This window comes from Kitasatospora sp. NPDC015120 (genome assembly GCF_043080305.1).
In the GTDB taxonomy this organism is placed as follows: domain Bacteria; phylum Actinomycetota; class Actinomycetes; order Streptomycetales; family Streptomycetaceae; genus Kitasatospora.
The window spans coordinates 24218-38944 of sequence record NZ_JBIBVJ010000008.1 but is presented as its reverse complement, the minus strand read 5'-3'; the positions used below and the strand labels follow the sequence as shown (position 1 = coordinate 38944).

Here is a 14727-nt window from a genome sequence, read left to right as displayed (position 1 = left end):
GCGGCTGCCACGGCGGGCTCTTCCGGCCTTCCCGCCCCGGCGCATGCGCCTGACCGGTCGTCGCCGATGGACCGTGAGGCCGTTGCATGCGGTCACTGGCGGCGGGCAGGCGTTGGGCGCACGCACCCGGGGGTTCTCGAATGATCCGAAGGTCGGAGGAGATCTGCATGGCAAGGATCCATGGAGTGGGGTGGGCCCGCCGCCTTCCGCTCGGCACGGGAATACGGGCCGGCCGGGAGTGGGCGCGGACGCATCTGGAGGCCCTGGGCTGGAACCAGGACGCGCCGGCGGTCGCGGACGCGGTGGTACTGGCCGTGTCCGAACTGACCACCAACGCCCACCTCCACGCCGGCAGTGACGCGGAGCTGGTGCTGACGTGGGACGGGCGCTGTCTGCACCTGAGCGTCCACGACCACAGCCCTCGGCTCCCCCGTCCACGATCGGCCGGCCCCGACGCCGTCGGCGGGCGGGGCCTGACGCTGGTCGACGCGCTCGCCGACCACTGGCACACCCGCCGGCAGAAGAACGGCAAGACGGTCACCGCCTGTTTCCACCCACCGGGCGCGGGGCCCTTCCACTGAGCAGACCGGCCCCGGTCGGCGGGAACGGCCCGCCGGCCCGCCTCCCGGACCGTCCGGCGCTGCCCGGTCGCGGCTGCGGCCGGAGCCGGCCCCGCACCGCAGCCGGCCCGTCAAGGCCGGTTTCGGCGCGCCGGACAGCGGCCCGGGCCTTGAACAGACGATATGACGCAGAATTCCAGTAAAAGAACCCAAACCCGAAATGTCACTGCCCATTTCGTGGAAATCATCCATAAAGGGCGGATGGGGGGGATAACAGGGTCCGCGCATCCAGGGGAGGGCCGGCGGGGACCGCGGCCCGGCGGGGTGAGCGACCGTCCCGAGGCCGACCTCGGTGAGCAGGACTGCTGGTCCGGGGAGAGCCCGGCTGGTGGCAGAGGGGCAGCGATCGCGGTCAGGACCTTCGCCGCTGTTTGCGTGAAAACGATGGCGACGGGTCATCAGTAACCATATGCTGAAAGCCAGTTCATCCGTGCACATCACGTTCGGACACAGTCAGGATGGTGAAATGACCAGGTTCACGACCAGGTTCGCCCGGGGGACCGCGATCGCAGCCGCAGCGGTCGTCGGGCTGACGGCCTTCGCTCCGACGGTGGCCCAGGCCCATGGCTCGTCCGACATCACCCCCGCCACGGCGGGCTCCAGCCCCGCATTCGCAGAATCCATACCCTCCGGCCCGGCACTCGCAGGCTCCATGCCTCCTTGTACGGCCCACAACGCGAACAACAACCTCGGCGTCGGCTTCTGGGCCGACTACATCATCGTGTCGACCGCGGCATGGTGCAGCTACAGCTACAAGTACGAGCTCGCCATGCAAGGCGACGGCAACCTCGTGCTGTACAACAGGGAAAGCGGCTCGGCGATCTGGGCCACCGGCACGTACAACCACCCGGGCGCGAAGGCGAAGATGCAGTCGGACGGGAACTTCGTTGTGTACGACACCAACGGCGCCGCCCTGTGGTCCACCGGGACTTGGTGGGCCGGCGCCGACTCGCACTTCGTGTTCCAGAACGACGGCAACCTGGTCGTGTACCGAGGCCAGGGCGAAGGCAACCCGGTGTGGGCCAGCGGCACCTACGGCGCCTGATCTCCCACCCGGCGGGGCCGATTCCGCTGCCCCGCCGCAGCGGCTGACCCATGGCGCGGAGCCCCGAAAGGCCGCTGCCCTGTCCTTGGGTTCCAGGGGCGTTCGTCAAGGCTGGTGAACGAGGCGGCGGAGCTGCTGTGGAAGAGGTTCGTCCTCCACGACATCCTCACCACAGGAGCTCCGCTGTGGGAACAGGCTGCCGGAAACCCGGGGCCGGGCGGGACGGCGGCCGGGGTGGTCGCACCGGGTCATGTCGGCGAACTGACCCGGGCCGTGCCGTTCGGGCGGGCTCCCGGGTGCACCGCCGAGAAGGTCTGGGACTCCTCTAGGGAGAACCGCAGCCCGTCCGTCCGCCTGGCGGATCTCCTGGATGTACCAGGTGCCGGCGCCGCAACGGCACGGCGTGGCCGCGAAGTCATCGGCCTTGCGTGCGTAGCGCGGTGGAGCCGGTGCCGGCCCGTTCAGCCGGGCCGCCCGTGTCCGGCGGGGTCAGGGGGTTGCCAGGGCGAAGTCGGGCAGTTCGGCGGAGAGGAGTTCCTCCGCTCCGTGGTCGAGCGCCTCCTGCATGGCGTGGGAGCGGGGGAGCATGGTGCTTTCGTAGGCGCGGACGGCAGCGCCGACGCTGTCGTTGCGGGCGAGGGCGAGGGCGAGTTCGCCGGCGTCGAGCATGGCCAGGTTCACGCCGGCTCCCAGTGGGGGCATGAGGTGGGCGGCGTCGCCGAGCAGGGTGATGGTGGGGTCGTGCTCCCAGGTGTGGGGCACGGGCAGGGCGTGGATGGGGCGGTGGACGTAGGGGCCGTCGTTGTCGGTGATCAGGCGCCGCAGCCGCGGTGACCAGTGCCGGAACCGGTCCAGCAGGTGGGTGCGGATGGCGTCGGTGTCCTGGAGGGTCAGCCCCAGGTCGGTGATCCAGTCCCGCGGGACGCGCTGGATGATGTAGACGCGGATGTGGTCGCCGCTGTTGCGCTGGGCGAAGAGCCCCCGTTCGCCGTCGGCGGCCGCGGCGCTGCCCCGGCCGACGAGTGCGGCGATGTCGGGGTGGATGTTGTCGACGTCGTGGAACCAGGCTTCGAGGAAGCTGACGCCGCTGTACCGGGGCACGGCAGCGGAGACGGCGCGGCGGACGGTGGACCAGGCGCCGTCGGCGCCGATGAGGAGGTCCGCCTCCGCGGTGGTGTCGTCGGCGAAGCGCAGGCGCCGGGGGCCGGTGGCAGGACCGTCGATCGCGGTCAGCCTGCGGCCCCACTGGACGGTGCCGGGTTCGAGGGAACCCAGGAGCAGGTCGCGCAGGCGGCCGCGGTCGATCTCCGGCTTGAAGAGTTCGCCCTGGCCGGGCATGTGATGGAACAGGACGTCGCCGTCCGCCGCCGCCAGCTGGCGCATCTCCTGGCCCTCGGGGCGGCATGCGGCCAGGAAGGCGTCCAGGAGTCCGGCTTCGCGCAGGGCGATCTGGCCGTCGTTCTCGTGCAGGTCCAGGGTGCCGCCCTGGTCGCGGGTTCCGGGGCCGGAGTCGCGGTCGTAGACGGTGGCGGTCAGGCCGTTGCGCTGCAGGATGCGGGCGCAGGTCAGGCCGGCGGGTCCGGCACCGATGATGGCAATGCGGGTGGAGGCGGGGACTGCCACGGCAGTGGTCCTTACGTCGTCGGGACGGCGTGGAGGCGCGTTCACGGGCCGGCTGCCGGTCGGCGCGCTCCTGACCGTCCTGCGTCCCGCTGCCCTCGACCCCAGAAAAACACACCGACCCAAAAGATGCAACGACACAACCTTTTGAGCAAGACAACTTCGCGTATGATGCAGCGTATGAGTGCGACCCCCGGGCGCCGCGAGCGCAAGAAGGCCGCCACCCGCCAGGCCCTGGCGGACGCGGCCCTGAACCTGTTCCTCGAACGCGGCTACGACCACGTCACCATCCGCGAGATCGCGGACGCCGTGGACGTGTCGACCACCACCTTGCTCAAGTACTTCCCCAGCAAGGAGGCCCTGGTCTTCGACGAGGACGCCGAGCAGGAGACGCGCCTGATCGCCGCCGTGCTCGACCGCCCCGAGGGCACCTCCATTCCCCAGGCCCTGTGCGCCCACCTCAAGCAGGACCGCCTCGGCGCCGGCGGCTCCAACCCCCGCTTCGCCGACTTCGTCCGCCTCGTCAACAGCACACCCGCCCTGGCCCAGTACGCGCAGCGCATGTGGATGCGCCACGAGGACGCCCTCGCACACGCGATCTCCCGGGCCGCCGGCGCCGCCCCGGGGGACTACCGCCCGGCCGCCCTGGCCCACTTCGCCCTGGAGGCCGCCGCCTTCGCCCAGAGGGCCGCCGATCCCCGTCGGGCGGCCGACGCCGCGTTCGCCCTGCTCGAACACGGATGGACCGCGACACCCGCACGCCGGCCGTAACGAGAGCCCGCGCCGCACATCGAGCCGGACCTGTCCGCGTTCAGCGGTAGGCGGGCAGCCAGCCCTGCTGGACGGCGCGCACACCGAACTCGAAACGGCTGCGCGCCTCCAGACGCTCCATCAGCTCCGTGGCCAGCCTCCTGGCCGTACGGGAGGAGACCGCGAGCCGCTTGGCGATCGCGTCGTCCGTCAGCCCCTGGGCCAGCAGCCGGACCACGGCGGCCTCCTGCGGGTTCAGGCCGCTCGCCTCGCGCGCCGCACCGACCAGCGGCTGGGCGGCGGACCAGATGTTCTCGAACAGCGCGCAGAGGGCGGTGAGCGTCCCGTTGCCGGTCAGGAGCACCGCGCCGGCGGCGCTGTCCTCGGTGCTGACCGGGATGAGCGCGCTCGCACGGTCGAAGATGATCATGCGGGTGGGCAGCTCGGCGGCCGTCCTGACCTCGCCGCCGAGTTCGGCGAGCCAGGTGACGTACTCCAGGGTCGGCTGGCTGTTGCGCACGCTGTTCAGGTAGACCGTGCGCATCCGGATGCCGCGCTCCAGCAGGGCGCGGTCCTGCGGCCTGGCCGCGTCGATCGCCGCCTGCCGGTGGCCCCCGCCCGGGGCGAAGGTCATGACCTCGGTCCGCAGCTCCCGGGCCATCCCCGCCATCCGGTCCCGGATCTCGTCCAGCCCGACCAACTGCTCCACCCCGGGATGACCGGCCGCCGGGCTGAGGTCCGCGTACTCGGCGATCAGCTGCGCCGCCGCCGAACGCGACGCCTCGATCCGCAGCTGCTGGGCCGCCAGTTCGGCCTGCTGCCGGGCCATCAGCAGTTCCAGGCCGACCTCCGGCGAAATCACGCGAAGCTCGCCCTCCCGGTCGTAGGACGGCCGGATCAGCGCCAGTTCGCTCAACCGGTCCAGGCCCTGCCGGACCTCGTCCGGCGCCAGAGCGAGGCGGGTCGCGAGCCCGGCCAGGCCTTCGCGCGGGTGGGCGAGCATGGCGCGGTACACGGCCTCGGACGTCGTATCGAGGCCAAGAACGGCAAGCACAGCGGTCCCCCCGTGAATACTGTGCGGATCGTTTGCGCACGGTCATCGTACGACGCCCCGTCCTGCCCGTGAGTGCGTCTGGACAGAACCGGCCAGGGCCGGAACTGTCCAGCTTGGACGGCTATGCGTGGCATGGGGCCGTTCGGGAAAGTCGTGGGCATGTACCTCGTTCACGCCGCACTGCGCGCGCCCGCCACCGGTCGCGGCCTGCCCGGCGACCTGGCCGCCCGACTCCTGGCCCTGGGCGGCCCCGACCGGGTGGAGCACGTCTCCGTCCACCCCGACGCCCTCCCCGACGCGGTGGTCGGCGTCTTCCTGACGGCCGACCGCCTCGCGGACGCCGAGCACCGGGCCGGTGAACTGCTGCGCCGCGCCGTCGAGGAACTGCCGGCGCTGCGCGGCTGGAGCGTCGGACCGGTGCGGGCGCCGCTGGTCGTGCCCTTCTACGAGCGGTGGCTGTCCGGGTCCGGCCCGGCTGGACGGAACGGTCCAGGGACGATTCCGTCCAGCTGAGAGCTCTTTCAACCGGCCCGGGCAGCAGCGAGAGTAGTGATCGCCGGCCGGTGGACACCGCCGGCGGGGGAGACCGGCGAGGCGTCACCGCGGGACGCCGAAGCGGGAACCCCGCTCGATCCGCACGCTTCGTGACTCTCGCAAAGGACTGAGGACCATGCTTCGCACCCGTCTCGCCCAGGCCGCCGCGGTCGCCGCCCTCTCCGTCGCCGCACTCCTCCCCATCGTCGGCGGCTCCGGCCAGCAAGCGGCGGCCACCGGCACCACCCCGGTCGCCACGCCCACCACCGAGGCCACCACGCCGCCGCCGAACATCATCTGGGACTGACCCGGGCCCAGGCCCCGGCCCCGCTCCGCCGAGCCCGTTCCGTTTGCGGGGACCGCTGCACCTGCAGGGCAGCCGTCCCGCGCCGTGGCCGCCGCCCCGGGGCGGGCACCGCACCCCACCAGCCGGCCGTAGCGGCCCCCTTCAGGAGCTTCCTGCCGCGACCCGCACGCCACCGGACCGGGACCCTCCTGCCTCGAACCTGCCCTGCTGACCCGCTCTGCGCCTGCCCCGCCTGCCCCGCCTGCCCCGCACGCCCCGCACGGCCCTGCACACCGCACCCCGGGCGTACCCCGCGCGTGCCCGCCTCCGTCCGGCACGGCTCACGGCGGGCGGCGGTTCCCGCAGCACCTTCGACGTCCGCCGTGGCCCCGTTCCCGGCGACGGCACATCCGACCCGGCTGACGAAGCCCGCGAACGAAGGAAACGTTCCCCATGAAGAACACCCTGCGCAGGACCCTGCAGATCCTCGCGGTGAGCGCGGTCCTGGCCAGCGGGACCGTGGCCGCCACCGGCCCGGCCTACGCGACCCTGCCCGATGTGTCGTGCGGCACGGTCACCTCCGCCGACACCGCCGCCGCCGCCCAGTTGAACCAGCAGCTCACCGGTACCCTGCGGAACGCGATGACCGCGTACCGGGTGTCCTGCGCCCGGGCCATCGTCAACACCGTGCGCACCATCGGGATGCCGCAGCAGGCCGAGGTCATCGCCATCACCACGGCCATCGTGGAGTCCACCCTGCGCAACAACCCGAACATGGAGGACCACGACAGCGTCGGCCTGTTCCAGCAGCGGGCGTCGTGGGGCAGCACCGCACAGCGGCTCGACCCGGCGACGACGACGCGCAAGTTCGTCAACGCGCTGCTCTCCACGTATCCGAACAACTCCTGGACGGGCAAACCGATCGGCGAGGTCTGCCAGGGCGTCCAGCGCTCGGCCTACCCGGACCGCTACCAGTACCAGGTGGCCGACGCGCAGCGGATCGTCAACGCCCTCGGCCAGGCCCCCGCGACCCCGGTGGGGATGACGGGCTTCGCGTCGGCCGACTTCAACGGCGACGGCAAGGCGGACCTGGCCGCGGTGGAGGCGGCCACGGGCAAGATGCTCCTGTACCCGGGCACCGGCGTCGGCACGTTCGGCCGGCCGAGCCTGATCGGGACCGGATGGGACTCGGTCGGCAACGTGACGCCGGGCGACTTCAACGGCGACGGCAAGACCGACCTGGCCGCGGTCGGCGCCGGCGACGGCAACCTGTACGTCTACCCCGGCACCGGCACCGGCGCGTTCGATGCGCCGTGGTCGGCGGGCACCGGCTGGAACAACCTGGACAACTTCTCCTCCGGCGACTTCAACGGCGACGGCAAGGCGGACATCGCCGCGGTCGGCATCGGCGACGGCAACCTCTACGTCTACCCGGGCACCGGTACCGGCTGGTTCGCGGCCCCCGTCAACGCCGGCACCGGCTGGAACAACCTGGACCGCTTCACCGGCGGCGACTTCAACGGCGACGGCAAGGCGGACATCGCCGCGGTCGGCATCGGCGACGGCAACCTCTACGTCTACCCGGGCACCGGCACCGGCTGGTTCGCGGCCCCGGTCAGTGCCGGCACCGGCTGGAACATCATGCGTGACCTGGTCGGCGGCGACTTCAACGCCGACGGCCGCACCGACATCGCCGCCGTCCAGGCCCCCCGGGGCGCCGCCGGAACCATGTACCTCTACCCCGGCACCGGCCAGAACACCTTCGGCACCCGCACCAGCATCGGCACCGACTGGTAGCCGGATCCCCGCACCGGTCCCCGCCACCCCGCAGGTCCCCGCCACCCCGCAGGTCCCCGACACCCCCACTCACCGGATCGAGGTACTCAGCCATGCCCGAGACCAGCCGCTTCAGCCGTACCCGCGTGCTCGCCCCGCTGCTCGTCGCCCTGGCCGCCGCCGGCCTGAGCGCACCGCCCGCCCAGGCCGGCTCGTCCCTCGGAAGCTCCGTCAACCGCTCCGAGATCCTGCCCCGCGCCCAGTACTGGGACGCCCAGGACGTCCAGTACAACCAGGGCGCGACGTACGGCGACGGCGACGGCCACTCCTACCGCACCGACTGCTCGGGCTTCATCGCGATGGCCTGGCACCTGTCGGCCACCGGCCTCGGCACGGCGACCACCCAGACCCTCGACAGCCGGTCGCTGACCACACGCATCAGCAAGGGCGACCTGCGCCCCGGCGACGCGCTGGACAACATCAGCGACCACGTCGTGCTCTTCGTGCGCTGGAACAACCAGGCGACCGGGGACTTCACCTACCTCCACCAGTCCAACTCGCGCACCGACATGACCTACGGCAGCGGCAACGTCTACAGCGGAAACATCTCCAGCTACCCGGCGAGCAGCTACGTGGCCCTGCGCTACAACAAGGTCGTCGAGGACAACACCACCCCGCCGCCGGCCACCCCGGTGGGCATGACGGGCTTCGCCCCGGCCGACTTCAACGGCGACGGCAGGACCGACCTGGCCGCCGTCGACGCGGCCACGGGCAAGATGTTCCTCTACCCCGGCACCGGCCTCGGCACCTTCGGCGAGCGGACCCTGATCGGCACCAGCTGGGACTCCCTGACCAACATGACGCCGGGTGACTTCAACGGCGACGGCAAGGCGGACATCGCCGCGGTCGGCAAGAACGACGGGAAGCTGTACGTCTACCCGGGCACCGGTACCGGCTGGTTCGCGGCCCCCGTCAACGCCGGCACCGGCTGGAACAACCTGCACCACTTCTCCTCCGGCGACTTCAACGGCGACGGCAAGGCGGACATCGCCGCGGTCGGCATCGGCGACGGCAACCTCTACGTCTACCCGGGCACCGGTACCGGCTGGTTCGCGGCCCCCGTCAACGCCGGCACCGGCTGGAACAACCTGGACCGCTTCACCGGCGGCGACTTCAACGGCGACGGCAAGGCGGACATCGCCGCGGTCGGCATCGGCGACGGCAACCTCTACGTCTACCCGGGCACCGGCACCGGCTGGTTCGCGGCCCCGGTCAGTGCCGGCACCGGCTGGAACATCATGCGTGACCTGGTCGGCGGCGACTTCAACGCCGACGGCCGCACCGACATCGCCGCCGTCCAGGCGCCGCAGGGGTCCTCCGGAAACATGTACCTCTACCCGAGCACCGGCCCGATCGCCTTCGGCAGCCGCACCAGCATCGGCACCGACTGGTAGGCCCCACGAGCCCCCGCACACCGCGAACCCGCCGGGCCCCGGGCCCGGCGGGTTCCTGTGTCGGCCCGTGGACGTCGGACACTGCCCTGGGCGCGGACGCCGAGGGGCGCCGGGCGGGGCCGGTCCACCGCATCACCGCCAGCTCCGGCCAGCCGTCGCCGGGCCGGCCGAGGAAACCGGTGGGCCACCCCGTCGGGTACCGCGTGCCGCCCGATCAGCCACCGCCGCCGCGCCCCAGGGCGGTGCCCCACCGGTCGGCGATGGCGGCCGCACGCGCGAAGTGCGCGGCGGCCTCGTCGTCGCGGCCGAGCAGACGGGCGAGTTCACCGAGCGTGTACGCGACCGGCTGGACCGCCAGCGTGAAGCCCGCGGAGGGCGGCGGCGCATCACGGTGGGGGAGCAGGGCGCGGTACAGCTCGCCAGCCCCCTCCCGCTCGCCCAGCGCCACCGCGGCCATCGTCCGGAAGGTCGCGAAGACCGTGAGGAGGTAGTCCGTGCGCAGCGGCCCGACCCCGGCGAAGACGGCGCGGGCCTCGTCGCGCTGCCCGTCGGCGCACAGGGCCGCCGCCAGGAGGTCCGCCATCACCGGGCCGTATTCCTCGGCCAGCTGCCGGGCCTGGGGGACGAACTCGCCGAGCCTGCCCTGAGCGGCCCGAATCGTCGCCGTCGCGACCTGCAGGAACCCGTCGGCGTGCGGAGAGCCCTGCCGGGCCATCCCGGCGGTGGCCTCGGCGTACAGCTCCTCGGCGTCCTCATCGCGCCCTTCGATCAGTGCCCGCGTCGCCAGCGCGGCCTGACCGACCACCACGGGCCCCGGCATCCGGTAGACCCGGGCCATTTCCACGCACGTGTCGATGTGGCCGTAAGCCGCGGCGACATCGCCTTCGGCCGCGGCGGCGGCCGACAGACTCAACACGCCGAACCAGCGGAAGGCGGGCAGGTCGTGCTCGGTGGCGAGCCGGACGAGCTCCTCGCTGCGCCGCGCCTGCTCGCGCCCCTCGTGCCCGGTGTCGAGCTCGCGGAGCAGCGCCGCGAGCGCCCTGGCACGAAGGCCCGGGTCCCCCAGGGCCGTTGCGAGCTCCACGGCCTTCTCGGCGGCGGCCCGCACCCGTGGGTCCCGCACGTCGGACAGTTCGGCGCAGTAGGCGAGCAGCAGCCCGCACCGAGCGGCGGGGGCGAGGTCCGGGCGGTCCAGCGACCGGCCGAGCAGCGCGACGACCGGCTCGTCGACCACCCCGTACGGCCGCGTCTGCCACGGCGTCGGCTCGGACCACGCGGTGAGCGCGCGGATCACCAGCTCCTGCCGTCCGGTGCCGACCGCGTAGTCGATCGCCCGCTGGCGGGTCGCGCGGGCGGTCATGACCGCGCCGGCGCGCACCTGGGCGCGCAGCAGCCGGCCCAGCAGGTCGACGCGTTGCTCCTCCCGGTCCGGGGACGGGCCGGCCGGGGTCCGGTCGAAGCAGTCCAGGGCCGCGGCGAGGAGATCGGCCGCCGCGTCGTGGGCGTACCGGGCGGCCGCCAGGTCGGCCGCGCGCAGACCGTAGTGAACGCCTCGGGCGGCCGTCGCCGAAGCCGCCGCCCGCGCGAAGTGGTGGGCCAGTGCGGACACATCATCCGAACCGAGCCGCTCCAGGCCGGCCGCGATCCGCCCATGCATGCGCCTGGCCCGTAGGCCGCTCAGATCGGCGAGCAGCGTGTCGCGCACCAGCGCGTGCGTGAACCGGACGCGGCCCGGGGCGGGCTCGGTCAGCAGTCCGGCGACCAGAGCGGCGTCGAGCGCGCCCAGGACTCCGCCCTCGTCGGTGTCCGCGGCGCCGACCAGCAGCTCGACGTCCGCTTCACGCCCGACGACCGCGGCCAGCCGCAGTACCGCGACCACCGTCTCGGGCAGGCGCCCGAGCCTGCGGCGCACCACGTCCCGGACGCCCTGCGGCACCTCGGACAGGGCCACCAGCACGCCCTCGCTGGCGAGCAGTCGGGCGCTCTCCCAGACGTAGAAGGGATTTCCGCCGGTGCGTTCGGCGAGCGCGGCGACCGTCCCGGTGTCCACCGGCCGGGTACCCGCCGCTCTGACCACCTTGGCGACGGCTGACGCGGGCAGGCCCCGCAGCGGCAGTCGCAGCGGCGAGCGCCCGGCGAGCACGGCGAGCTGGTCCGTGAGCGGGTCCTCGATCTCGTTCGGACGGTAGGCGGCCACGACCAGGACCGGTGTCCCCACGGGTAGGTCGGCCAGGCCGGTCAGCAGAGCGAGCGTCTCGGCGTCCGCCCAGTGCAGGTCGTCCAGCAGCACGGCCAACGGCCGCTCGCGGGCCACTGCCGCGAGCCACTGCGCCACCGCGCGGTTCAGGCGGAACCGGCCGGCGGCCACGTCCTCGTCGGGGCCCCGGCCGGATGCGCGGTCGGAGAGCAACGGGGCCACGGCCTCGGCCGACTCGGCGGGGGGCGGTACGGCGGCGGCGACCGTTCGCAGTGCCGCCACCCAGGGCCACGCGGGTGGCGCGCCCTCGTCGTCGGTGGCCTGGCCGGCCGCGACGAGCCAGCCGTCACCACGGAGCCGCTCGCCGAGCCGCTCCAGCAGTTCCGACTTGCCCAGGCCTGCCTCGCCGGTGACCAGCGCGACCCCGGGCCCGGCGCCGGCCGCCCGGCCGGCGGCCTCGACCAGCCGGGCGAGTTCAGCCTCGCGGCCGACGAACAGGCGCGTGCCGGGGGCGGGCCGGCCCTCTGGTGCCGGGATGATCCGGTCCTCGGGCGGGGCCGGCGGCCGGTGCCGCGGAACCTCCGTCGCGGCCTGCAGCAGCGCGGTGCGACCGCCCAGGATGGCGGCCTCCAGCTCGTTCAGCGCGGGCCCCGGGTCGAGACCCACCTCGGCCGCCAGGACCGCACGGGCCCGGCGCAGCGTGGCCAACGCGTCGGCCTGCCGGCCGGCCGCCCACAGCGCCAGCGCGTGCAGACGCCAGCCCTCCTCCCGCAACGGCTCGTCGAGCGTGAGCAGTTCGGCCTCGGGAACGGTCACGGCGGCCTGTGCCGACCGCAGTCCGGCCACCACGTTCAGCTCGCGCGCGACCAGCCGCAGCTCGTCCAGACGGGCGACTTCGGCGCGGGCCCACGACTCGTCGACGAACTCGGCGTACGCCGTGCCCTGCCACAGCGAGAGCGCCTCGCCGAGCAGGCCTCGCACGGTCTCCGGCTGCCACTGCGGGACTTCGCGCGCCTCGCGCAGCAACTGCTCGAACCGCCAGGCGTCGACGGCCCCGTCGGGCAGGCGCAGCGCATACCCGGGCGGTGCGCTCACCAGCAGCGCGGCCGCAGTACGCGGCGCCCTGCCGGGCTCCAGCAGCCGCCGCAGGTTCGACACGTACGCCTGCAGCGACGTCACCGCCCGTGCGGGCGGGGCCCCTTGCCAGATCTCCTCGATCATCCGGTCGACCGAGACGACCGCGCCGCGCGCCACCGCCAGCCGGGCCAGGACCGCGCGCTGGCGCCGGCCGCCGAGCGGGACGGGCCCGCCGTTCCATTCGGCCGCGAAGGAACCGAGCACCCGTACGGAGACCATCACCAGCCACATCGTAGACGGCCGCCCTCCGTCGAACGGTCCCGCTTCCAAGTCGCTTCCAACTGCCCTCCAGGAGCCCCCGGCGAGGCTTCTCGCATGGACACCGCGAACGCACCGCTGCAGACCCGTCCGAACACCCGGGAGATGGTGGTCATCCACCGCGGAATGCGCCGCGAGTCGCGACTGCTCATCGAGCTGATCGCCGCCGTGGCCCCCGGAGACACCACCCGCGCCCGTGTTCTGGCGAACCACTTCCGCGACTACCGGCTCGGACTGAGCAACCACCATCACGGCGAGGACGCGTTCCTGTGGCCGCCGCTGCTGGCCAGGGTCGACCTTGAGGCCGACCTCGTTCTGCGGATGGAGGCCCAGCACGAACGCGTCGCCGCCACCCTCGCGGCTGCCGAAGCCGTCCTGCCCGCTTGGGAGTCGGGGGCGGCAGAGGCGGAGCGCGACGCACTCACAGCCGCCCTCGCCGAGCACCGCGCGGTCCTCGTCGAGCACCTCGACGAGGAGGAGACCTCACTTCTCCCGCTCGCGGCACAGCACTTGTGGCGGCACGAGTGGAACGCGATGGGCGAGCACTTTCTGGCCCACACGCCCAAAGCCAAGTTGCTGTTCTTCCTCGGTATGGTCCTTGAGGAGGCCGATCCCGCCGAACGCGCGGCGGTCCTCGGCGGCCTGCCGCTGCCCGCCCGACTGCTCTGGTACGCCGTCGGCCGCGCACAGTACGCCCGCGCCACCCGCCGCGTCCGGGCCTGACCGCACCGATCGCCGCCGTCCGGACCACCCCTTCCCCCCGAACCCGCTCCGAAAGACAGGCAGAACCATGAAGCGCTTCACCACCGTCCTCTCCGTCCTCAGCGGCCTGTTCCTGCTGTACATCGGGCTCCTCTTCCTCCTGGACCCGCAGGGCTCCGCGGCCGGATTCGGTCTGCCGAGCTGGCCCGAGCACGAGGCCGCGGGCTTCCTCACCGTCAAGGGCGGGCGTGACGTCGCGATCTGCCTGGGGGTCTTCGCGCTCCTGCTGACCGGCCGGCGCAAGGCCCTCGGCCTGGTGCTGCTGGGCCTCACCTTCGCGCCTGTCACGGACATGCTGACGGTCCTGGGCAACCACGGGTCGACCGGCATCGCCTTCGGCGTCCACGGCCTCGCCGCCGCGGTGGTCGCACTGAACGCCTTCCTCCTCCTGCGCGAACGCCCCACCCCGGCCGCCGCCTGAGCAGGCCGTCCACGCCACCGCGAACGAGCCCGGCCAGGACCGCGGCCGAGTCACCCCGATGCCCTGCCGCACGGCCGGCGTCCCACGGCCGCCGTCCGCGGCACCCTCACAAGCCCCCGGGCCCGGTCCACCGGACCCGGGGGAACAGCGGTCGCCGGGGTCCGGCGCCACCACCCCACTGGCGGCCTCCGAGAGCGCCGTCGACTTCCCGGGGCTCAGCCTCCCGATGCCACCGGGCCCACCGGGCCCACCGGGCCCACCGCGCCTTCCGCAGCCGTGACGTCCGGCGCCACGGCACGGGGACGCCCGGGAGGGGTGCGCATGTCGGTGCACGCCGAGAGGCCGCACGGCAGCCAGCCACTGCTCCAGCTCCCGTTCTGGTAACGGGACCTGTACCAGAGCCCGCCGTCCAACGCGTTCACGACGACGTCCACCTCTCCGGGGCGCTCCATGACCTGGATGTGGCCGGTGGCGACGCCGCCGAGCGAGACCCGGCCGCCGAGGTCCCCGTTCGGCTTGTTCCAGGTGGTCCACACATCGTGGTTCGGCCCGATGTAGAAGTACTGCTGAGTGCCGTCGTCGAAGGTGTAGAAGGGGGTTATCTGCCCTTCGTTGCCACCGCAGAGCATCCGGTCGCCCTGACGGAAGGGATCCTCGATCGTGACCGCCGGCTTCACGCACCGGTCCAGCCTGAAGTAGTCCACCCAGGCCGCGTTGGCGGTCCCCGCCGTCGCGGCGAGCGTGCCCACCAGCGTGGCCGCGACCACGGCGGCCCTTCCCAGTCCCTTGATTCGCATCGCCGATCTCCGCTCG

Annotated in this window: 13 protein-coding genes; 9 read left to right on the top strand and 4 right to left on the bottom strand. The window is 73.1% G+C overall.

Going from position 1 to position 14727, the window contains the following annotated elements:
• Window positions 1-167: 167 nt before the first annotated feature.
• On the top strand, window positions 168-581 hold the full coding sequence (locus ACF1AK_RS20125; RefSeq protein ID WP_391500150.1) for an ATP-binding protein: 414 nt from the start codon (window positions 168-170) through the stop codon (window positions 579-581).
• Window positions 582-1086: 505 nt separating this feature from the next.
• A complete protein-coding gene (locus ACF1AK_RS20120) occupies window positions 1087-1665 on the top strand; it encodes a hypothetical protein (RefSeq protein ID WP_391500149.1) in 579 nt (192 codons plus the stop codon).
• A 489-nt stretch (window positions 1666-2154) separates the two neighbouring features.
• Here the strand turns inward: ACF1AK_RS20120 and ACF1AK_RS20115 are convergent, their stop codons facing one another.
• Entirely contained in the window at window positions 2155-3288 is a 1134-nt protein-coding gene (locus ACF1AK_RS20115) for an FAD-dependent oxidoreductase (RefSeq protein ID WP_391500148.1), read from the bottom strand.
• 177 nt (window positions 3289-3465) lie between these two features.
• Here ACF1AK_RS20115 and ACF1AK_RS20110 point away from each other — a divergent pair, with 177 nt between their 5' ends.
• The gene (locus ACF1AK_RS20110; protein ID WP_391500147.1) at window positions 3466-4056 is read left to right on the top strand and encodes a TetR/AcrR family transcriptional regulator; all 591 of its coding nucleotides are present in this window, start codon (window positions 3466-3468) and stop codon (window positions 4054-4056) included.
• A 40-nt stretch (window positions 4057-4096) separates the two neighbouring features.
• Here the strand turns inward: ACF1AK_RS20110 and ACF1AK_RS20105 are convergent, their stop codons facing one another.
• Complete coding sequence (locus tag ACF1AK_RS20105; RefSeq protein ID WP_391500146.1) at window positions 4097-5089, bottom strand: LuxR C-terminal-related transcriptional regulator; 993 nt, start codon at window positions 5087-5089, stop codon at window positions 4097-4099.
• A gap of 159 nt (window positions 5090-5248) precedes the next feature.
• Here ACF1AK_RS20105 and ACF1AK_RS20100 point away from each other — a divergent pair, with 159 nt between their 5' ends.
• From ACF1AK_RS20100 to ACF1AK_RS20085, 4 genes are all read left to right on the top strand, one after another.
• Window positions 5249-5602: a hypothetical protein gene (locus tag ACF1AK_RS20100; protein WP_391500145.1), complete on the top strand. Its 354-nt coding sequence runs from the start codon at window positions 5249-5251 to the stop codon at window positions 5600-5602.
• A 157-nt stretch (window positions 5603-5759) separates the two neighbouring features.
• Entirely contained in the window at window positions 5760-5930 is a 171-nt protein-coding gene (locus ACF1AK_RS20095; RefSeq protein ID WP_391500144.1) for a hypothetical protein, read from the top strand.
• 432 nt (window positions 5931-6362) lie between these two features.
• Window positions 6363-7706, top strand: coding sequence for an FG-GAP repeat domain-containing protein (locus ACF1AK_RS20090; RefSeq protein WP_391500143.1), 1344 nt, complete (start codon window positions 6363-6365; stop codon window positions 7704-7706).
• A gap of 92 nt (window positions 7707-7798) precedes the next feature.
• Entirely contained in the window at window positions 7799-9139 is a 1341-nt protein-coding gene (locus ACF1AK_RS20085; RefSeq protein ID WP_391500142.1) for an FG-GAP repeat domain-containing protein, read from the top strand.
• A 214-nt stretch (window positions 9140-9353) separates the two neighbouring features.
• On the opposite strand, the gene ACF1AK_RS20080 is transcribed toward ACF1AK_RS20085, so the two are convergent.
• On the bottom strand, window positions 9354-12692 hold the full coding sequence (locus ACF1AK_RS20080; protein WP_391500381.1) for a BTAD domain-containing putative transcriptional regulator: 3339 nt from the start codon (window positions 12690-12692) through the stop codon (window positions 9354-9356).
• A gap of 96 nt (window positions 12693-12788) precedes the next feature.
• On the opposite strand from ACF1AK_RS20080, the gene ACF1AK_RS20075 reads away from it, so the two are divergent.
• Complete coding sequence (locus ACF1AK_RS20075; RefSeq protein ID WP_391500141.1) at window positions 12789-13454, top strand: hemerythrin domain-containing protein; 666 nt, start codon at window positions 12789-12791, stop codon at window positions 13452-13454.
• Between the two features lie 67 nt (window positions 13455-13521).
• On the top strand, window positions 13522-13914 hold the full coding sequence (locus ACF1AK_RS20070; protein WP_391500140.1) for a DUF4267 domain-containing protein: 393 nt from the start codon (window positions 13522-13524) through the stop codon (window positions 13912-13914).
• Between the two features lie 215 nt (window positions 13915-14129).
• On the opposite strand, the gene ACF1AK_RS20065 is transcribed toward ACF1AK_RS20070, so the two are convergent.
• Window positions 14130-14711, bottom strand: a complete 582-nt coding sequence (locus ACF1AK_RS20065) for a hypothetical protein (RefSeq protein WP_391500139.1) — start codon at window positions 14709-14711, stop codon at window positions 14130-14132.
• Between the last annotated feature and the right edge of the window lie 16 nt (window positions 14712-14727).

What these genes read in the sequence shown, in the direction of transcription:
- ACF1AK_RS20125 (WP_391500150.1), top strand. Translation starts at nt 168, where the DNA reads ATGGCAAGGATCCATGGAGTGGGGTGGGCCCGCCGCCTTCCGCTCGGC.
- ACF1AK_RS20120 (WP_391500149.1), top strand. Translation starts at nt 1,087, where the DNA reads ATGACCAGGTTCACGACCAGGTTCGCCCGGGGGACCGCGATCGCAGCC.
- ACF1AK_RS20110 (WP_391500147.1), top strand. Translation starts at nt 3,466, where the DNA reads ATGAGTGCGACCCCCGGGCGCCGCGAGCGCAAGAAGGCCGCCACCCGC.
- ACF1AK_RS20100 (WP_391500145.1), top strand. Translation starts at nt 5,249, where the DNA reads ATGTACCTCGTTCACGCCGCACTGCGCGCGCCCGCCACCGGTCGCGGC.
- ACF1AK_RS20095 (WP_391500144.1), top strand. Translation starts at nt 5,760, where the DNA reads ATGCTTCGCACCCGTCTCGCCCAGGCCGCCGCGGTCGCCGCCCTCTCC.
- ACF1AK_RS20090 (WP_391500143.1), top strand. Translation starts at nt 6,363, where the DNA reads ATGAAGAACACCCTGCGCAGGACCCTGCAGATCCTCGCGGTGAGCGCG.
- ACF1AK_RS20085 (WP_391500142.1), top strand. Translation starts at nt 7,799, where the DNA reads ATGCCCGAGACCAGCCGCTTCAGCCGTACCCGCGTGCTCGCCCCGCTG.
- ACF1AK_RS20080 (WP_391500381.1), bottom strand. Translation starts at nt 12,692, where the DNA reads ATGGTCTCCGTACGGGTGCTCGGTTCCTTCGCGGCCGAATGGAACGGC.
- ACF1AK_RS20075 (WP_391500141.1), top strand. Translation starts at nt 12,789, where the DNA reads ATGGACACCGCGAACGCACCGCTGCAGACCCGTCCGAACACCCGGGAG.
- ACF1AK_RS20070 (WP_391500140.1), top strand. Translation starts at nt 13,522, where the DNA reads ATGAAGCGCTTCACCACCGTCCTCTCCGTCCTCAGCGGCCTGTTCCTG.
- ACF1AK_RS20065 (WP_391500139.1), bottom strand. Translation starts at nt 14,711, where the DNA reads ATGCGAATCAAGGGACTGGGAAGGGCCGCCGTGGTCGCGGCCACGCTG.